This window comes from Gordonia terrae (genome assembly GCF_001698225.1).
In the GTDB taxonomy this organism is placed as follows: domain Bacteria; phylum Actinomycetota; class Actinomycetes; order Mycobacteriales; family Mycobacteriaceae; genus Gordonia; species Gordonia terrae.
This window is the reverse complement of record NZ_CP016594.1, coordinates 1,248,970-1,269,816: the sequence shown is the minus strand read 5'-3', so window position 1 is coordinate 1,269,816 and position 20,847 is coordinate 1,248,970. Positions and strand designations below refer to the sequence as shown.

6 protein-coding genes are annotated in these 20,847 nt (G+C 70.6%); 2 read left to right on the top strand and 4 right to left on the bottom strand.

The genetic code is table 11. From position 1 onward, the window contains the following. Positions 1 to 72 precede the first annotated feature (72 nt). The 4 genes from BCM27_RS05780 to BCM27_RS05765 form a co-directional block, all read right to left on the bottom strand. Positions 73 to 1,833, bottom strand: a complete 1,761-nt coding sequence (locus BCM27_RS05780) for a DUF4012 domain-containing protein (protein ID WP_004019910.1) — start codon at positions 1,831 to 1,833, stop codon at positions 73 to 75. Beyond that, entirely contained in the window at positions 1,830 to 2,420 is a 591-nt protein-coding gene (locus BCM27_RS05775; protein ID WP_033205307.1) for a low molecular weight protein-tyrosine-phosphatase, read from the bottom strand. Before BCM27_RS05775 ends, BCM27_RS05780 begins: the two co-directional genes overlap by 4 nt. After that, entirely contained in the window at positions 2,414 to 17,404 is a 14,991-nt protein-coding gene (locus tag BCM27_RS05770) for a non-ribosomal peptide synthetase (RefSeq protein ID WP_004019914.1), read from the bottom strand. Before BCM27_RS05770 ends, BCM27_RS05775 begins: the two co-directional genes overlap by 7 nt. Positions 17,405 to 18,045: 641 nt before the next feature. After that, entirely contained in the window at positions 18,046 to 19,110 is a 1,065-nt protein-coding gene (locus BCM27_RS05765; RefSeq protein ID WP_004019916.1) for an LLM class F420-dependent oxidoreductase, read from the bottom strand. Between the two features lie 143 nt (positions 19,111 to 19,253). Here BCM27_RS05765 and BCM27_RS05760 point away from each other — a divergent pair, with 143 nt between their 5' ends. Next, positions 19,254 to 20,549, top strand: a complete 1,296-nt coding sequence (locus tag BCM27_RS05760) for an inorganic phosphate transporter (protein ID WP_004019918.1) — start codon at positions 19,254 to 19,256, stop codon at positions 20,547 to 20,549. A gap of 3 nt (positions 20,550 to 20,552) precedes the next feature. Beyond that, positions 20,553 to 20,834, top strand: coding sequence for a hypothetical protein (locus BCM27_RS05755; RefSeq protein ID WP_004019919.1), 282 nt, complete (start codon positions 20,553 to 20,555; stop codon positions 20,832 to 20,834). Positions 20,835 to 20,847: the final 13 nt, after the last annotated feature.

Genomic DNA, 20,847 nt, shown 5'->3' with positions numbered 1-20,847 from the left:
GTCGCTCCCGCAGCGGATCACCGTCTCCCCGATCGAACGCCCAGGCGTTGACGACCTCACCCGCTGCTTCGGCTAGTCCTCCGGGCCGCACGCGGGGACGTCGACGTTCACGGTGGGGTCGTCGACGAGCGGTTGGATCGGGACCTCGGCGTCGCCGTGCGCGGAGGTGGGCTCGTCGATCGTCAGGACGATGGTGGCGGTCTGCCCCGGGGCGATGCCGACGCGCGTCGAGTAGTACGGGCGGCCGTGCAGGGCCTGCTCCACATAGAACGCCCCGCCCTCGCCGAGGGTCATCTCCTTCAGGACCGCGCCCTTGGTCGCGAGGAACTCGACGTTGGCGAGGTTGGTGCCCTTCTTCACCGAGAGTTCGGTGCCGAGGTTTCCGGCGACGTAGTCGGTCCTGTCGGCGGTGTCGAGGGTGTTGGTGAGCTTCACCGTGATCGTCGATTCCCTTGTGTCACCGTTGCATCCGCCGGAGGTATAGCTGATCTCGCGGCGCAGGTAGTAGTCCAGCTTGGTCCCGGACGCGTTGCCGACGGCCACCTGCAGGTAGGGCGAGGAGGTGTCCGAGATCTGGTGCCCCAGCTTGGTCGACTCGAGGATCCGCTGGTTCTCGTCGTCGGTGCTGTAGATCATGATCCGTCGCTCGTGGACGCCACGACCGAGCGCCTCGAGCAGGTTGCGGGTGCTCCCACTGGACGTGACGAGCTTGTTCACGACGGCCTGGGAGATGGACTGCAGGTAGTCCTTGCGGGCCTGGTTGTCGTCGGCGAAGCGCTGGTAGGCCGTCGACAGCGTGATCGGGACGACGTTGTCGGCGGTGATCTTCTCGCGGCCCACCGTCACCGGCCCGACGACCTCGAGCACGTACTTCAGCGCGATCGGGTCCAGCGCGATCGCCCCGTCGAGCTGCTTGCCGGTCTGCGCCCGCCAGTTCGCGAGCCAGATCTGCGCGGCGTCGGGGAAGTGGGCGCTGAGATTGCCGTTCCGGAAGTCGGTGTACGGCCGGTAGTACGAGTAGATCGCGTCGTACTCGGGACCCAGGTCGATCTGCGGGGTGGCCGGATCACGGAACTCCGAGTTGGCGCCGAGCTCCGGGATGGTCACCCGCCCGCCGGTCGCGTTCAGCACCGCGAAACCGCCGACGAGACCGCCGGTTCCGCGTGCCTCGGACGGCGTCTGGAACGCCATGAAGTAGTTCCGGGGACCGTCGGCGCCCAGCATCGACGGGACGAGTTCGGCGGCGATGCTCGTGGCCTGCACCGTCGAATCGGCGGCATCGACCTGCTCGGCGAGCTGGTCGCGGGCATCGGCAACCACGCCCAGCCAGCTCGGCTCGATCGCCGACACCTGCTCGGCCACCTCGGCCGACTTCTCGGCCACCGACTTCAGTGCGGGTTGGGCGTCACGCAGCAACGCGAGGTTGACGGTGTTGCCGGTACGCAATCGGTTCGGGTCGAGGACGGTGGCGAGGTCGGCCGCCGGCACCAGCACGTCGGCTGAGAGCGCCGCGACGGCATCGCTCATCTGCTGTACCGACTTCAACGGCGAACCGACGAGCGGCACGGCCGCTGCCGCCGACCACAGGAAGCCCGACGACCGGTCCTCGGCGTCCCGGGCGCTCGCCGACGCCGCCTCGGCCGCCTGCCGGGCACCGGCCTGATCGCCGTCGAGCATCAGGGTCCGGGCTCGGCTCGCGTCCGTGCGCACCGACTCCAGGTCGTCGCGCACCTGGAACGCCGAATACGCCAGCCAGACCGTGGCCGCCGCGGCGAGGACCAGCAGGACCGCGACGACCTGAACGACGCGGTTGCCCGCGAGACGCCGGATCATCGGACCTCCCCCGCTCCCGGCGCCGGCGCCGGCGCCAAGCCGGCATTCGCCGCCAACCACCCGACCACCGCCTCCACCTTCGGCTCGATCTCGGCGAACACGCGATCGAAGTCCTCACGCGGCCGGCCCATCGGGTCCACGATGTCGAGCTGCTCCGCGTTGGGGTCGAGACGCCCGCGCCCGGCGATGATCTCCGGCAGCGCACCGAGGTCGCAGAGCGCGGCGAACTCGGTCAGCGTGAAGACCCGCTTCCACCGAGCCGGCGCCATCTGCTGCGCCGCGGCGCGGTGTTCGCGACTCATGCACAGCACGAGGTCGGACTCCGCGAGCATCGGCGGCCGCAGATACCGGGACTCGAAACCCGCTGCGTCGTAGCCGTTCTCGACCAGTACGGCCGAGGCGTGCGGGTGGATGGGCTGGCCGTTGAGTGCCCCGACACCGGCACTGGTCGACGTCACGGGGACACCGGCCCGGCCGGCGAGACCGGCCAGCACGCGTTCGCCGATCGGCGAACGGCAGATGTTGCCCGTACACACGAACAGGATCGACATCTGCGGCGTCGCCGCCTGATCGGATACGGTCACCATTCCTCCTCGATTCTGCGGGCCACCCGCGCCATCACGTCCGAATTCCCCAACTGCGCATGTGTCGCGTCGGTGTACATCACGTCGACGACGCCCCGCCCGCCGGGATCGACCACCCGTGCCCACTCCTGCGGGTCCGGGTTGTCCTGCGCCGCAACGTAGACGACCTTGTCGACGGCGACCGGACCCAGGTCGTAGGAACGAGCCGCGCCGGCCAGACTCCGCGTCCGTTCGTCGAAACGGCGCAGTGCCTCGGGGTCGTGCCGCTCGGCGAGCTCTCGCAGCGGGTGATCGGCGGCGCGCAGTTCCTCGTCGTCGACCGTTGCGAGTTCGGCGGGCGTCCGGGGGTCGAGCAGCACCAGCAGCGCCACCTCCGCACCGAGTTCGACGAGCCGGCGGGCGATCTCGTGGGCGATGACACCACCGACAGACCAGCCGACGAGCCGGTACGGTCCCTGCGGCTGGGTCGACCGGATGGCCTCGACGTGCAGTGCCGCGATGCCCTCGACCGTCGACGGGAGCTCCCGGCCGGCGAGCACGAGTTCGGGCAGCTGCAGCCCGAACACGGAGGCCGATCGCAGGGAGTCGCCCAGCACCCGGAACGGTTCGACGATGCCGGCTGCTGTGTGCACACACCAGATCTCCGGGCGCCGCTCGGCGGGGCCCGGGGACAGGGGCAACACGCGTCGCGCCGGGAGATCCACTGCCGCGATCCCGTCCAGCAACCGGGCGACCTCGGCCGGCGTGCGGTGGCCGAACAGGTCCGCCGCGTCGAGGACCCTCCCGGTCCGGGTCGCCAGCTCGTCGCGCAACTGCAGCAGGGCCAGCGAGTGCCCGCCGGCGGCGAAGAAGTCGTCATCCATGCCGACGTGTATCCCGGTGGCGCTCCCGTCGGCATGGCGGCCCGCGCCATGCTCGGGTGTCGGCTCGCCGAGGACGGTGCGAAAGGCATCCAGAACCGCTGCCTCGGTTTCGGTCCCGGGTTCGCGCACCGACTCCGACCAGACGGGTTCGGGCAGTCGCCGTGTGTCGATCTTGCCCGCACCGCTGAGGGGCAGGTCATCGAGCGCGACGATCCGGCTCGGCACCATGTGCCGCGGCAGCGACGACCGGCACTCGGCCTGGAGTTCGGCGACCGGCACCGACGGCGACACCACGTACGACACGAGGGCGGGCCCCACCGGTCCCCACCGTAGTACCGTCGCCGACCGGTCGGCACCCGCCCGCACGATCACCGCGTCGATCTCGGCGGGTTCCACCCGCTGCCCGCGGATCTTGACCTGGCGGTCCGCCCGCCCGACGTAGACCAATTCGCCGGTGTCGCGATCCCACCGCACCAGGTCGCCGGTCCGATAGCGGCGACTGCCGTCGGGGGCGGCGACGAAACTCGCCGCGGTGAGCGCCGGATCGCCGAGATAGCCTCGGGCAACCCCGGTTCCGCCGATATACAGCTCTCCCACGACGCCCGGCGGGACGTGGCGCAACTGCGCGTCGAGCACCTCGGCGCCGATGCCGGGGCGCGGATGTCCCAGCCGGATCGGGTCGCCGCGACGGTAGGCGGAGGTGGACACCGTCACCGTCGTCTCGGTGGGGCCGTAGATGTTGCGGACCTGTGCGTGCTCGGACCACGTCGCGGCGAGGTCGGCCGACAGCGCCTCACCTCCGATGTACACCAGACGCAGCGCACCGATCGCCGCCGGCCGTAGCGTGCGGACGACCGACGGGGTGGCCGTGAACACGCTGACGCGTGTGTCGTCGAGGAACCTCGTCAGGTCGTCCCCGCCCGCGATCCCGGCGGGGACCACCACGAGCGTTGCACCCGCGGCGAGCGGCAGCAACATGTCGTGGAACGTCGCGTCGAATCCGGGACTGATGGCCATCCCGACCCGGTCCGTCGATTCGACGTCGGCGAGCGCGGCCACCCGGTGGACCCCCCGATGGGTCACCCCGACGACATTCGGGGTCCCGGTGGTGCCCGACGTCGTGATGATGTAGGCCAGCGCATCGCGCGACACCGGTGTGACCGGTTCGGACATCACCGGTTCCGTGGGTTGTGCGGGGATGTCGGCGGACGTGATCACACTCGCCCGGGCGCCGGCGACCACGTGGTCGATCCGCGCCGCGGGGTACGTGACGTCGACCGGTACGCACACGCCACCGATCCGGCTCACCGCCCAGATCGCGACCACCGACTCGATCGATCGCGGCACCACCACGGCCACGGCGTCGCCTGCACCGAGACCGCGCCGCCGCAGCGCGCGCGCGGTCACCGACACCCAGGCGTCGAACTCGCGGTAGGAGAGCGACCGGTTCTCGTCGGCGATGCCGGGCCGGTCGCCGAACGCCGCGACGGCCTCGGTGAGGAGTTCGGCCAGCAGCGGTTCGGCCCCCGTCGGCGACGACGACCGCGCCCGGCCTGCGACGAATCCCCGCTCCGCGCCGGTGAGCGGTTCGATCGCCGCGAGGCGGTGCGACGGCTCCCCGACCACCGCCGTCACCGCGGCCACCAGCCGCTCACCGAGCGCTCGGATCATGGCATCGTCGAACAGTTCCCGGCCGTGGTGGACGCGCAACCGCCAGCTTCCGGCGTCGGGCACCGCCACGATGTGGAGATCGAACTCGCTGCGCGGCACGGTCCAGGCGTCGGCGGAATCGGTGTCGGCATCGGCGCCCGCGGAATCAGGCTCGTTCGCAACCGGATTCGGCCCGCCGGCCGGGTCCGCGAGCGAGAACGCGACCTGCACCAGCGGATGGCGTCCGGGTACGCGCGGCGGATCGATCAGCGCGACGACATCATCGAAGGCGATGGCGGCGTGGTCGAGCGCCGCGAGGTCTTCGTCGCGGACACGCGTGATCAGGTCGCCGACCGTCATGCCGGGGGCGACCCGGGTACGCAACACGACGGTGGAGATGAGCATGCCCACCGTGCCGGCGGTGCCGGTGTCGCGACGCATGGACGCGGGGGTGGCCAGCGCGATGTCGTCGGACCCTGATTGCACCGCGAGGGCGAGTACCACCGCCGCGTGCAGGATGTGGAACTCGCTTGCCTGCGACCGCCGAGCGGCTGACGACACCGCCTGCCCCACAACCGCTTCGAGTGGGTACTCGATCGTGGCGGTCCGGAGGTCACGAACGGCGGGGCGTCGCTGCGCGAGGTCGAGTTCACCGCTGTACCCCTCGAGGGCACGACGCCAGAAGTCCAGCAGATCTCCCCGGGATCGCTCTTCGTCGGCCACCATCTGCCGGGCGACCACCGGGAAGCCGGTCGGCGCCGGGCCGAGGTCGGTGCCGGCGAGAAGCGCGGTGAGTTCGCGCTCCACGATCGCGGCCGACTCGCCGTCCATCGCGATGTGGTGCGCGATCAGCACCGTCGCCACCGGCGTCACCTCGTCGTCGCCGGTGATCAGCCACACCCGGACCGGCGGCTCGCCGCTGAGATCGAAGGCCTCCCCGAGCATCCCGATCCCGTCGCCGGCCGCGAGCCGGGTCGTGCCCACCCGCCGGATGGGCGGCCGCCACGCACCCAGAACCCGCTGCCGAGGTCCGTCCGGTGAGGCGAGGTACCGGGTGCGCAGGGCCGGATGACGGTCGATCAGCGTCTCCACCGCGGTGACGACCGCGGGCTCGCCGACCCCGGTGGGAACGGGTACCACCACGGGCACCGCGTAGATCGGCACGGCACCGAGCATCTGCGCGCCGACCCACATCCGACGCTGGGTCGGGGCGAGCGGCAGATCGCCGTGGTCGGCCTCGCCTTCGGCCGTGCCCACCGTCGGCACGGCGACGGCATCCCGGGCGGGGTCGGCGTCGGCCGGCTCGTCGGGGAGTTCGGTCAGCGCCTGCGCCAGTGCGATCGGGGTGGGGTTCTCGAAGAGCACGCGGGTCGGTACCCGCACACCGAGACGACGGCCGAGCGCGGAGGTCACCCGGGTGGCCGACAGCGAGGTACCGCCCAGCGTGAAGAAGTCGTCGGCCTCCCCCACCGATCCCGGCGGCACCTCGAGCACCTCGGACATCACCTCGGTGATCGCCCGGACGAGTGGAGCCGATGACGCCGGGCGAACGGACGCCACGGGTACCGGCTCACCGACCGACCGCGCTCCCGGCACCTGGTGGGCCACCACATCGTCGGCGACCGGCGCACCGGCGACGGGGAACGGTTGCCCCGGATCGCCGGCCGCGGCCAGCAGGAATCCGCGGAAGTCGTCGAGCAGAGCACGCGCGACCTCGGTCGGCACGGATGCGGAGTGCACGACGGTGATGTGCAACTCGTCGTCCTGTTCGGCGAGAACGACTTCGAGGTCGTACTTCGCGTCCACCGTGGCCGTGAACTCCGGCACCAGGGTCGCCACCACCGAGTCCGCGCCGGGTCCTCGGTCGTTCGACGACGGCCCGGCGAGCACGACCTCGCCCGACGATTGGGGCACGACGTCCTGGTTGACCAGCAACACCGAGATCAGCGGGTCCCCCGCCGCCCGGTCATCGGGGCGAACCATGCGAGCGACGTCCTCGTACGGGACCTCGCTGTGCAGTTGTGCGGCCAGGGCGGCATCCCGTGCCCGCTCGACGGTTTCGCGGATCGTCGACCCCGGGTGCAGATCGGTCCGCAGCGCGACGGTGTTGACGAACATGCCGACCACCGACTCCCATTCCGGCGCATGCCGGCCGTGCACCGGCACACCGATGAGCAGGTCCCGTTCGCCGGTCCACTGTCCGAGCAGCGCGGCGAGCGCGGCATGCGCGACCTGGAAGACGCTCGCCGACAGCGTCTTCGCGGTCTGGTGCAGGGTTTCGGTGCCGACGATGGAGGCCGACAACCGCCCGACGACGCGGCCGGCCGCCTCATTCCGGCCGGTGCCCGGGCCGCCGGGATCGACGCTGCCCGGCAAGCGGAGGGGACCCGGCGCATCGGCGAGCGTCGAGGCCCAGTACCGCAGTTCTCGCGCGTATCTGCTGTGCGGATCGGCTGGATCACCGAGCCGCGTGATCTGCCACTGGGTGAAGTCGGCGTAGGTGAACGCCTCGTCGGCCGCCACCGAGAGCCGCTGGCCGTCGTATGCGCGGAGCAGGTCCGCGAGCAACACCCGGGTCGACCATCCGTCGATCGCGATGTGGTGCAACACCGCCGCCAGATGAGTGTGCGGATCGTCGGCCGCGTCGAGCTCGAAAACCGTGGCCCGGAACCCCGACTCGGACTCGAGGTCGAAGGGCAGGCGAAGGAAGCCCTCGATCTCCCGACGAAGGCCCTCGGGACCGGCCGCCGCGTCGACGAGGCGATGCCGCAGCACCGGACTCCGATGCTCGATACGCCGCTGTCGCGGCCCGGACGGCGAATCGGGATAGACCGTCCGGAGAACGGCGTGGGCCGCCACGACCTCGTCGACGGCCTTTCGCAGGCGTGCGAGATCGACGCGTCCGCGGATCCGGAGCACGACCGGAACATGGTATGCCGTCGAGAGCGGCTCGACGTGGTGATGAATCCACATGCGGCGCTGCGGATATGCCAGTGGCAGCATCTCCGGCACCGGGAGTCGTGCGGGCGCTGCGCTCACGGCAACGCCGCCGGCGCCGGCGAGCAGCTCATCGACGCGCCGGGCGACACCCGCCACCGTGCGCGCCTCGAAGATCACGCGGACCCCGATGTCCGCGCCGGTCGCCGCGGCGAGCCTCGACGTCACCTGAGTAGCCGACAGCGAGGTGCCACCCTCGGTGAAGAAGTCGGACCCGGCATCCATGGACGCCACCGGACGTCCGAGGACCTCGGCCCATACCGCCGACACCAGTTCTTCGGTGGCGCCGGCGGGCGGGCGGCCGGCGCGGACAGCGGGAGCGGTCGCGGCGCCGGCGAAGTCGGGATCGGGCAACGCGGCCACGTCGATCTTCCCGTTCCGCCCGATCGGCAGCGCCGACACCGACACGAACGCGCTCGGGATCATGCTGCGGGGCAACAGGTGTGCCAGTTGTCGGGAGAGGTCCGCGGCCTGTGCGCCGTCCTCGGCCACCACCCACGACACCAGGATCTTCTCCCCCGCCGGGGTGGTCCGCGTCGCGGTCACCGATGTCGCGACGCCGGGCAGCCCCGACAGCGCCGCGTCGACCTCGCCCGGTTCGAGACGCACGCCGCGGATCTTCACCTGATCATCGGTGCGACCGTGGATCACGAAGGTGCCGTCCGGGCGGCGGTGGACGAGGTCGCCGGTCCGGTACATCCGGCCGCCGTCGCCGTGGGGATCGGCGACGAACCCGCGCGCCGTGGCCGACGGGTCGCCGAGATAGCCCCGCGCCAGACAGTTTCCGGCGAGGTAGAGCTCACCGACGGTGTGGTCCGGGACCGGCCGCAGCGCGGAATCCAACACGTACATGCCGACTCCCCGCAGCGGAGAGCCGATGGAGATCGGCCCGCTGGGGTCCGTGGTGAACCGCGCACTGCTCACCGCGACGGTGGCCTCGGTCGGACCGTACTCGTTGCTCAGCGTGTGCCCGACGGTCCAGTCGCGGACCAGCCCCGCGCCGAGCGGCTCACCGCCGACCGCCACGTGCCGGACACCGGGGAGTTCGGGCGAACGCATGGTCGCGAGCACCGACGGTGTGGTCAGCAGGACGCTCACCCGCTCGGCGTCGACGAACCCGGTCAGTTCGTCGGCCGCGATGACGTCGGGCGGGCACATGACGATGGTCGCGCCGGCGACCATAGGCGGCACGACACCCATCAGGTGGGCGTCGAATCCGGTTGCGTACGTGTGCAACACCCTGTCCGGCGGATCGAGCCGAAGGCGGGTCACGGTGTCTCGCGCCCAGCCGGACAGGCCGCGATGGGTCACCTGGACCCCCTTGGGCCGTCCGGTGGTTCCCGACGTGAAGGTGATGTAGGCGACGTCGTCCACCGACAACGGCCGCACCCGCTCGGTGGTGTCGAACGGCGCCGGGCCCGGCGTGCGCGCGCTGGGATCGGGGTCGCGGGCGAGAATCTCGTCGAGCGCGATCGCCCGGACCCCCGCGGGCACGGACTCCGCGGCGAGGGTGAGGACCGCACGCGGCCGGCACCGCTCGACGATCATCTGCTTCCGACCTGCCGGATCCGCGGGATCGACGTTGACGAAGGCCGCTCCCGCGCGCGCCGCCGCGACGGTCGCGATGACGCCGAAGACCGAACGCGGCAGCAGGGCGACCACGACGTCACCCGGACCGATCCCCGAGGCGATGAGCTCGCGGGCGACACGCGTCGCCGACCGGTCGAGGTCGGCGTTGGTCAGTGCGGAACCGGGTCCCGGGCCGAGATGGCGGCGGTCGATGACCGCGATCGCGTCCGGTTCGGCGGCGAGACGTCCGGTCAGCAGCTCGTCGAGCGTCTCGGGGCCCCGGGTTCGGCTCTGCGCGTGGAGGTCCGGGGGCGAGACCGCGGGGGCGAGCAGGGCCGCGACCGGGCGGAGCGGTTCCCGCACACCGCGGCGGATCGTCTCGATGACGAGGTCGCACAACGCATCCAGCCGCGCCGCGCTCGCCACCGCACCCGTGCACGCCATGGTCAGGTGAAGTGCACCGTCCCGGCGGAACATCGACACATCCACACCGAAGAGCGGAACACCCCACAGCGCAGGGCCGCCGGGCGCCATGCCCGCGCCTCCGCCGTCGCCGCCGGCCGCCACGAGCTCGTCCGGCACGGCGCCGAACGAGACCTCGAAGAGCGGGGTCCCGGCCTTCACCCGTTCGGGATCGGCGATCTCGGTGATCTCGGTGAGCGGGAGATCCGCGTGCGCGAACGCGCCGAGATCGACCGCGGTGACTGCCGCCAGGAGGTCGACGAAGCGGAGATCGAGGTCGATCGGGGTGTGCAGCGGCACGGCGCGGGCGAACAGTCCCGGTACGGCGAGCAGTCGCGGATCGAGCCGTCCGGACAGTGCCGTGCCGACCGTGACGACGTCGGTCCCGGCCTGTCTGGCCAGCACCGCCGCGAGTGCGGTGTGCACGACGATGAACGGCGTGCTCCGTCTCGTCACGGCGAGTTCGTCGAGGATCGAAGTCTCGGATCGATCGAGGCTTCGGTGCGTGCGGTGCACCACTGTCCGGTCCGGGGAGTGCGGGTCTGGGGAGTGTGCCTCGGGGACGGAGGGGTGTTGGTTCCCCGGGTTGAGTTCCGGGAGCCGCAGTGGCTCCACGGCGCGGTCGAACGCCGAGACCCAGTGGGCGACCAGCTCGGCGTGCCGCGCGGCCAGCGTTCGCGATCGCCACGCCGAGTACTCCCGGTAGTCGATCTCGCCGCGTGCGGAGAGTGTGCCGGCCAACGCCGAACCCAGTTCCGCGAACAGGATGGGGAACGACTCGCCGTCGACGGCGATGTGGTGCGCGACGACGAGAAGCCAGCTCTGACCGTCCATCTCGCCGATGCGGACCCGCCACGGCAGCTCGGCAGCCAGGTCGATCGGTGCGTGCAGTGTTCCCAGCGTCGCTGCCACCGACTCGGCGTCGGCGACCGGGATCGTCGCCGCCAGTGCTTCTTCCAGGACTTCCACGACGTACTCGTCGCGGAGGCGGCGTTGCACCGGCCCGTCGGCTCCGACCGGGAACACGGTGCACAGCGCGTCGTGCCGCGTCACGACTTCGACGAGGGCACGGCGGAGCGCGTCGGGGCGGGCGTCGACGGGAAGCGCGAGGGGCATGAGGTAGCCGGTGAAGTCCGGTTCGGTCCGCCACCGGAGCCACAGGTCCATCTGCTCGGGTGTGAGGGTCAGGTCTGCCCCGGCCGCGAGCGGCGCCAGACCGGAGTGGACGCCGTCGACCGGACGTACGGTGTGCGCCGTGGCCTCGATGTGCGCGGCGAGGGCGGCCACCGTCGGGTACTCGAAGACATCGGCGACGGCGACGTGATCGCCCGTTCCGGCGAGCGCGGCCGCGAGCCGCGCCGCCGACAGTGAGGTTCCCCCGGCTGCGAAGAAGTTGGTGTCCGCGTCGAGCACGGCCTCGGTTCCGATCACCGTCCGCATGGCGCCCACGATGGACTGCTCGGTCGCCGTGAGCGCCCGCGGCGACGTCCCCGGAACCTGCGGTAGTAGACCGGTCAGCCGACGGCGGTCGAGCTTGCCGGTCGACGTCATCGGCCAGCCGTCGACGATCGCGACCCGAACCGGAACCATGTGGCCCGGAAGCCGGTTCGCGCAGGCGGTGCGGAGGTGGTCCTCGTCGAGGGCGTCCAGGACGTCGAAGTCGGCGAGACCGTCCTCGGTGACGAAGGCGAGAAGCCGTTCGTCGCCGGGACGGCTCCCCGGATCGACCAGCACACGCGCGTCACCGACCCCGGGCACGTCGCGGAGCGCGGCCACGATCTCGCCGAGTTCGATACGGTGGCCGCGGATCTGGACCTGGTCGTCGGTGCGGTCGAGATAGACCATCCGACCACCGGCGAGTTCGCGCACGCGATCACCGGTGCGGTACATCCGGCGTCCGGAACCGTTCGGGTCGGCGACGAATCGCGTCGCGGTGACTCCCGGCGCGTTGTGGTAGCCGAGGGTGACCTGATCGCCGCTCGCATACAGTTCGCCGACGGCGCCGACCGGGACCGGACGCAGATCCCGGCCCAGGATGGCCGTCGCGACCCCGTCGAGCGGGATTCCGATGTCGCTTCGTTCGTCGTCGACGTCGACCTCGGTGGCCGTCAGGTGCACGGTCGTCTCGGTGATGCCGTACATGTTCACGAGTCCGACCTCGGGATGGGCGACCGCCCAGTTCCGTAACGAATTCGGCGACAACGGTTCTCCGCCGAAGACGACGGTCCGCAGCGACCTCGGTCCCGGCTGCACACCGGTGCCGGACACCGCCGGGTCGATGAGGTTGCCGAAGGCCGTCGGGGTCTGCGAGCAGACGGTGACCCCGTACCGGTCCAACGCCGCGGACAGCAACCCCGGGTCGAGGACCGTCTCGCGCTGCAGCACGACGACTTGGCCGCCGGAGGCCAACGGGCCCAGGATCTCCCAGACCGAGAAGTCGAAGGCGTAGGAATGGACCCAACTCCACACGTCGCGTTCGGTCGCCTCGATGGTGTCCAGCGCCGCTCCGAGCATCGCCGCCAGGTTCGCCCGGGTCGCCATCACGGTCTTCGGGACACCGGTGGAACCAGATGTGTGGATCACATACGCCCCGCCCGGAACCGGCTGTGCCCGAACCCCGTCCACAATCGGACGGACCTCGGTTCCGTCCTCGATGAACGCGGCCGGTGCGGTCGCGGCCAGGATCAGCTCCGTGCGGGACGGCGGATCGCCGGGTTCGATCGGCACGTACACCGCGTCGGCCATCAGCACCGCGACGATGGCGACCACGGTGTCCGCGCTGCGCGGCAGGATCAGTGCGACCCGATCACCCGGCCGGACCCCGTTCTCGCGCAGCCTGATCGCGACGGCTTCGGCCCGGTCGCGTAGTTCCCGGTAGGTCAGGGTCGCGTCGCCGGCGACCACCGCGGGCGCGTCCGGCCGGGTGTCTGCCTGACGCCGCAGCGCGGCGATGGGGTCGACGGGCGTGGTCCGGCGGACCCCGCCGCTTCTCGTCCGAGCGGTCGGTACCGGGAGGCATCGGGCGATGACCGACTCCGGGGACGCGACACCGAGCGCGACGACCGTCTCCACGAAACGATCGAGCAGGTGCTCGGCCGCGACGGTGTCGACGCGTCGCCCGGCGACGGTCAGCGCGACCGACAGCCCCTCCGGGTCGTCGAAGACGGTGAGTTCCAGCGCGGTTCGTGCCTGGCCGGTCGGCAGCGTCTCGACATCGGCGAAGACGGCGGCGCCGGGGAGATCCGGCCGGGAGGCGTGGTAGGCGAAGATGACGTCGGCGAGTCCGGTCGGCGCCGCATCGGCGTGGGTGATCGCAGCCGTGAGATCCGCTCCGACGCGGGCGAGGGCCTCGGCGACGCCGCTGTGCCGAACGCCGATGGTGCGCACCGGCACCGTCTCGACGAACATGCCGACCGGCCGGAGTTCCTCGGTGGTGAACCGCCCCGACACGGGCACCGACATCACGATGTCGTCGGTGTCCGAGTACTCGGCCATGGTGGCCGAGAGTGACACGCACAGAAGGGTGTTCAGGGTCGTCCCGGCGTTCCGCGCTCGGACGGAGGCCCGTTCGCGGGCGTCGCGACCGATCGTCCGACGAAGGGTCGTCGCCGGACCGGAGGTGAGTCCCGCCGGCAGTGCTCGCGCCGGCTCGGGCAACGCGAGGCGCATGGGAGCCTCGCGCATGACCTTCGCCCAGTGGACCTCTGCGGTCGGATCGATCGCGTGCGACCGCGCGTTCAGCGCTGCCCCGAAGCCCACCGCATCCTCGGTCCACACCGGCTCCCCGCCGTCGAGACGGGCGCGCAGTGCATGCGCGAAGTCGTCGACCACGATGTGCAGGGACCACTCGTCGACCGCGATGTGGTGCGCGACGAGCACGAGTTCGGTCTGTGCGCCGGTCTCGTCGACAACTGCACGCCAGGGCATGTCCACGGTCAGGTCGAAGGGCGCCGAGACCGCGAGTTCGACGCCGGTGGCATCGAGTGTGCCGGTGGTGATGGGAACCGGTATCCGCGCGTCGCCGACTCCGCGGACGACCGCCACCGGTTCCCCGCCGGTGTCGGGATAGACCGTCCGCAGCGCCTCGTGCCGGGCCGCGACATCGACGAGCGCGGCACGGACGACGTCGGCCGCGACCCCCTCGGCGAGAACCAGTCGCACCGGGAGGTGGTAGACGGTCGCATGCCTGTCGGCGCGGTTGAGCAGCCAGATCTCCTGCTGCGCGCGGGTCGGGCGATAGCGGGTGACCCCCGGGTTTCCCGGCGACTCCCCCGGCCCGGAACGACCTTGCTCCGCCGCCTCCAGTACCGCCGCGAGTTCGGCGAGAGTGGTGACCTCGCCGAGATCACGCATGCTCACGACGACCCGGAGGGAGTCACCGAGGTGCGTCGCGAGCTGCATGAATCCCAGTGACGTGGCACCGAGTTGGACGAGTTCGTCGTCCATCGAGGGATCGGGAACGCCGAGAACGTGCGTCACCGCGTCGGCGACGGCGTGTTCGAGCGGCGTCGACGGGCGTCGTTGCGCGGCCCGGGATTCCGGTGCCGCCGCGATCAGCTCGGCGACGTCGGCACGGTCGGCGACACCGACCGCGTCGAGCGGCACCGACTCCAGGATGGCCACCCGGCGCAACCAGAGCACCGTCGGCAGTTCCGCATTGACCCGGCGTCGCACCGAGGCCCGAACATGGTGTGGATCACTGTCTTCGGATTCCCCGGCCGTTCGGCGTCCGGCCGGGGACAGGCACAGAGCGATCCCGACACCGTCGCCGAGCACTGCCGCGCGCGCCACGGCGACACCGGACACCTCGGTGGCGGCACGCTCGAGGAGTGCGAGATCGACCCGGACCCCGTCGATCTCGACGATGTCCCCGGCACGGTGGTCGATGACCACGTCGCCCGTTCCCGGCTCGCGATGGCCACGGTCCCCGGTGGCCACCATCCGTCGGCCGGGCTGCCACGGGCACGCAACCATCATCGTCGCGGTCCGGGCGCCGTCTCCGACAACGTACTGTGGCGCACCGATTCCCGCGATGTAGATGTCACCGGTGATCCCCGGGGGCAGCGGACGCAGCCGGTGGTCGAGGATCGCGACATCGACGCCGCGTCGCGGCCGTCCACTCGGCAACGGTCGGTCGATCGGCCGATCCGGGCGGATGCGGTCCGTGATGGTGTAGGGCCCCAGCACGCCACCCGGGCTGTAGGCGGTCCGTACGTCCCGCCCGAACGCGAACCGCACGGTCGGCGCCGGCATGGTGCCCGAGTCGACGACCAGCACGGTCGTCGCCGCGCCGGCCGAGGTCTCGTCGAGCGGTCCGGCAGGGACGACGGCGTGCGTCGCGAGGTCGGTGTCCGGGTCGACGAGGCGCAGCCCGTGAGCGGCGCACGCGGCCATCTCGAGATGCGACGCCCAGGAGGCCTTCGGCGCCATACATGCGAGTCGCCCGTAGCCCGGGCCGGACGCCGCCGGGGCGAACACCCCGTCGACGATGAGTGTCGCGACGGCATGCTGCGGGATCGCGACGACGTCCGCGGCCCCGAGAGCTCCGACGACTCCGTGGACGACACACGCGGTGTCGTCCGGGCGGGACGCCGCCGATCCCGGCGCCGGCGCGACGTCGGCCAGTCCGGCAAGTGTCCACACCTCACCGGCGGAGACGCCGGCGGGCGGATCGGTGGCGTCGTCCGCGATCACCAGCAGGGCGCCGGGCGCGCCGCTCACGGCGTGCGGAATCGATTGCGGTGCTGCGGGATCGACCAGGAGCGCGGCGGCTCCCGACGCGGCGACGGCCCACCAGGCGAGCAACCGGTCCGCATCCGACGCGACCGCGATGGCGACCGTGACACCGGGCCGCGCCCCGACCGTGCGCAGTTGCGCCCCGAGTCGGCCCGCACGGGCGTGCAGCTGCTCGAAGGTGAGCAGCGCGGGTACGGACGTCCCGGGGTACTCCACCGCGGGCTCGTGCCGCCGCCGGGCTGCGGCGTCGGTCAGGGCCTCCCAGAGGCTGCCCGGCTGCCTCGCGCCGGTGTCGGTCTCGGTGCCGGCGTCGGTGTCGATCTCGGGGAATCGCAACGGCAGGTCGTCCACCCGGGTGTCCGGCTCGCGGAGGAACGCATCGGCGAACGTGTCGAGCATCGACAGGAACTGACCGTGGTGTGCGGCCACCTCGGCATCGTCGTACCGGTTGGGATTCGCCTCGACGCCGATCATCAGCGAGGAATCCTGGTCCTCGCCGGGTACGGGGTAGATGTTGATCGTCAGATCGTCGGCCGGGCCCACGGTGAGGATGTGGAACGTGGCGCGCGCGTCGCCGCAGGGGAATTCCCGGTCGAACAGCATCAGGTTGAGCATCGGACCCGAACGTTCCTGGGCCGCCGTCCGCGGCGTCGCCCCCGAGGACTCGTCTCCGGCGACGTCGGCCCAGATGTCCTCCCCGCGATACCGCTGGTGGCGCAGCGCACCCATGAGCGCGGCCTGGGTGGTCCGGAGGGCGTCGGCGACGGTGCCCGCACCGGTGACCCCGGTGCGCAGCGGCACGATGTTGGCCACCGGCAGCGGGGTGGCCCGCAGCGCCGCGGTCGTCCGTGCGGCGACCGGGAATTGGAAGATGACCTCGTCGCCCTGCGCGGCCGCCCGGCCGAGGTAGGCGGCGAAGGCGGCGACCAGCACGTTGGGCAGCATCGTCGAACCGCGGTGCGCGGCCTCGTGCAGCCTCGCCATGGTGGCCGGGGGCACCGCCGACGCGACTCGACGGGCCACCGCCGCGGGACGCCCCGGACGATGCGCCAGGGTCGCCGCGATGCCGACGCCCGCCATGTTGTCCCGCCAGTACGCGCGGTCGGTGCCGAACCGTTTCGACGCGCGGTACTCGGCGTCGGCCCGGGCGGGGAGGTCCAGGTCGACCGGTTTCTGCGCCGGAGCGGGCTCCCCGGTCACCGCGGCGTGATAGGCGGCGAGGGCCTCGACCATCCGGTCCTTGCCACCCATCCCGTCCGAGAGCAGGTGATGGCCCCGGTTGTAGACCAGGGACTTGGTGTCGGACAGCCGGAACAGGCACCCGCGTGCCGTCCGGTCGACGCGTGGATCGAGCGGACGCGAATAGTCCTGCGCCATCATCTCCTCGGCGACGGCGCGGGGGTCGGGCCGGTCACGGAGATCGATGATGTCGGCCCAGTAGTGCAGGCCGGGGTCGTACACGCCGACGAGCCCGTCCTCGGTGTCGACGAACCGGAGCTGGGTGAACTGCGCGTGTTGCACCACCGCGCTCGTCGCGGCGACGAAGAGTTCGGCGTCGATGGGCCCGTCGATCTCGACATACTGGGCGACGTTGATCGGCACATCGAGCGCTGCCTGCTGGGTGAACCACAGCGAACGCTGGGCCGCGCTGAGCGCGAACTGTCGTGGGGCGTCCGGCACCACGATCTCCGGGTTGGACGAGTCGCTCATTCGACGTCCCGGCGTTCACGACGACGGCCGGGGAGACCCGGGCTCACGGGCCGGGCCGACCGTCTGATCCCCCCGGTCCCGGAACTGTCACGAACAGCACTGCCAATCGATCCACTCGAGCAGAAACGCGCACACCGCCACACCCCGGCGTGCACGAAAATGACATGCGCCGGCCACGAGATCGAAACACGGGCGTCGTCGAATTCAACGCCTTGCCTCACCACTCACCATGTGCCGCCCTCTTGTCACACCGCTCGCGGCGTCGCGTCATGAATTGTCGACATCAACGCTCACCGGGACGAACGGTCATTTCCCGACACTGCCATCACATCGGCCACCCTCGGCCGAAACCGATGCGCGCCGAGCGGATGACAAGAGCCTATGGGACGGGTTGGCGGCTCACAACTCGGGGGCGAGCACTGGTACGGACGCCATTCGAGGAAACGGAAATCCATTTCCCGCAACCTGCGACGAATCTCGAGAAACGCTTTGAATAGCCTGCGGAATTCACGTTCTCGGACCACCGTCGAAGGGTAATGAAATGTCTCGGAATTGCACACACGACGAATGACGGTGACAAACGAAAAACGGCGGCCTGTACAGGACAGGCCGCCGTGATCGGTGAAACTCGTCGAGGGAGATCAGCCGCCGAAGACGTCGCGCAGGTGCTCGACCTCGGCGACCCGCTCGGCGTGGGTCGGTGCGGTGGGCGAGGCGAGGATGCAGGTGACGCCGGCCTCACGGAACGCCGCGACCCGCTCGGCGACCTGTGTCTTGGACCCGATCAGCGACATGGACGTGACGAGGTCCTCGGGAACGGCGGCGGCGGCCTCCATCTTCTTGCCGTCGAGGTAGAGGTCCTGGATCAACTTCGCCTCGTCGGCGTAGCCGTACCGGATGGCCAGCTGGTTGTAGAAGTTCTTGCCGCGCGCGCCCATCCCGCCGATGTACAGGGCGGCGTGATGGCGCACGAGTTGCTTGGCGTTGTCGATCTGTTCGGCGTCCTCGGAGATGCGTGCGGTCGCCTGGACGACAATGCCGAGATCGCCCAGCGACGCATCCCGCTTGGCCTTGCCCGCCGCGAGCGATTCGCCGAAGGCCGCATCGATCTGCTCCGGGTGGAACAGGATCGGCTGCAGCTCGTCGAACATCTCGGCGGCCAGCTCGATGTTCTTCGGGCCGATGGCGGCGAGGAGCAGCGGGATGTTGTCGCGCACCGGATGATTGATGATCTTCAGCGACTTTCCGAGACCCGAGCCGCCGTGCTCCTCGTCGAGCGGCAGCGTGTAGTGCTTGCCCTGGTAGTCGAGCTTCTCGCGACGCCAGACCATTCGGCAGATCTCGGCGTGCTCGCGGGCGCGACCGAGCGGGTAGTCGTACTTGACCCCGTGGAATCCCTCGATGACCTGGGGGCCCGATGCGCCGATGCCGAGCACCGCGCGGCCGCCGCTGATGTAGTCCAGGCCCGCCGCGGTCATCGCCAGGTTGGTGGGCGTCCGCGAGTACATGGGCAGGATCGCGGTCTGCAGTTCCATCGTCTCGGTCTTGGCCGCGATGTACCCGAGCTGGGAGACGGCGTCGAAACTGTAGGCCTCCGGAACCGCGATGCGCTGCACACCCGCGGCCTCGAAGTCCGCGAGGTTGTTGATGGTCTCGCGGAAGTCGCCCGCGTAGTTGATCGGCATGCCCAGCTTCATCGGTGTCATGCCGTCGGATTCTTCCACAGCGACGACCGGTTTCCGAGGGTCTGTTGAACGTTCGATAGGCCCGCCCGCGGTCCCGGTCTCGTTCACCGGAAGTGTGCCGGGTTTTTAGGTGAACGAGGGCGTCAGGACTCACAATCGTCACCATGAGCGGCGAGATGCTGATCCTGGTGCTGTTGGTGATCACAGCCCTCGGCTTCGACTTCACCAACGGCTTCCACGACACCGGCAACGCGATGGCGACCTCGATCGCCACCGGCGCCCTCAAGCCCAAGGTCGCCGTCGGGCTGTCGGCCGTACTCAACCTGGTCGGCGCCTTCCTGTCCGTGGAGGTCGCGGCGACGATCACCAAGGACGTGCTGAAGATCCAGCAGACCTCCGGATCGGAGGCAGGCGAACTGGTGCCCGGGCTGTCGGCGCCCACGGCGTTGCTGATCATCTTCGCCGGACTTATCGGCGGCATCCTGTGGAACCTCGTCACGTGGCTGTTCGGCCTGCCGTCGAGTTCGTCCCATGCCCTGTTCGGCGGGCTGATCGGCTCGGGCCTGGCGGCGATCGGGGTGAGCGGCATCAACTGGTCCGGGATCACCTCCAAGATCCTCATCCCGGCACTCTTCGCGCCCGTGATCGCATGCCTCGTCGCGGCCTGCGGGACCTGGCTCGTCTTCGCCATCACCCGCCGGATCGTCGATCGGGAGAAAGAGACCGGCTTCCGCTACGGACAGGTCGCCACCGCGTCGCTCGTCTCCCTCGCGCACGGCACCGGCGACGCCCAGAAGACGATGGGTGTCATCGCGATGGCGCTCATCGCGACCGGGCACCTCGACGCGTCCAGCGTGAGCCACGGACTCCCCTTCTGGGTGGTCTTCAGCTGTGCGGCGGCCATCGCGATCGGCACCTATCTGGGCGGTTGGCGGATCATCCGCACCCTGGGCAAGGGGCTCGTGGAGATCACCTCGCCGCAGGGCATGGCCGCCGAGGCGTCGTCGGCCGCCATCATCCTCACCTCGAGTGCGGCGGGTATGGCGCTCTCGACCACCCAGGTGGCCACCGGCTCGATCCTCGGCTCGGGGGTGGGCCGCAAGGGCGCCCAGGTTCGCTGGTCGGTGGCCGGCCGGATGGCCGTCGCATGGGTGACGACGCTGCCCGCCGCCGGCGCGGTCGGCGCCGCGTGTTACTTCATCGCGCACCTGTTCGGGGACGTCACCGGCGCGCTCATCATCTTCGCGATCCTGGTCGTCGCATCGGGCTACATGTACTGGCGCGCACAGGAGAACAAGGTCGACCACGAGAACGTCAACGACGCCTGGGAGGGGGAGGCCCGCGTCGGAGAGGAGTGGGAGGAAGCGGTCGCGACCGAGGAGGGCGACACCGGCCTACCGTTGCCGCCGGTCATCCCGGCCGAGATCATCGTCCAGCACGACCCGGAGAGGAGCACCTGAGAAATGGAGACCGTCGAGGCCATCGGTAAGGTCCTTCTCGTCGGACTGGTGCTGGGAGCCGGTCTTCCCGCCCTGTTCGCCGTCGGACTGCGCCTGCAGACGCTGAGCAACGGGTCCGTCGAGGCCGACGGCACCACCTCCGGCCCGCATCCTGCGCTGAAGCCCCTGGCGTATGTGATCTTCGGCGTCGTCATCCTGGTGATCGTTGTCGGAATCCTCTGGATCACCCGGCAGACGATCTTCTACTACACCGGCGTGAAGATCTTCCCGTTCGGCTACAAGTGACCGTCCCCGCTTC

Coding starts and splice junctions, on each gene's coding strand:
- BCM27_RS05755 (WP_004019919.1), top strand. CDS start 20,553: ATGGAGACCGTCGAGGCCATCGGTAAGGTCCTTCTCGTCGGACTGGTG.
- BCM27_RS05770 (WP_004019914.1), bottom strand. CDS start 17,404: ATGAGCGACTCGTCCAACCCGGAGATCGTGGTGCCGGACGCCCCACGA.
- BCM27_RS05780 (WP_004019910.1), bottom strand. CDS start 1,833: ATGATCCGGCGTCTCGCGGGCAACCGCGTCGTTCAGGTCGTCGCGGTC.
- BCM27_RS05760 (WP_004019918.1), top strand. CDS start 19,254: ATGAGCGGCGAGATGCTGATCCTGGTGCTGTTGGTGATCACAGCCCTC.
- BCM27_RS05765 (WP_004019916.1), bottom strand. CDS start 19,110: ATGACACCGATGAAGCTGGGCATGCCGATCAACTACGCGGGCGACTTC.
- BCM27_RS05775 (WP_033205307.1), bottom strand. CDS start 2,420: ATGGTGACCGTATCCGATCAGGCGGCGACGCCGCAGATGTCGATCCTG.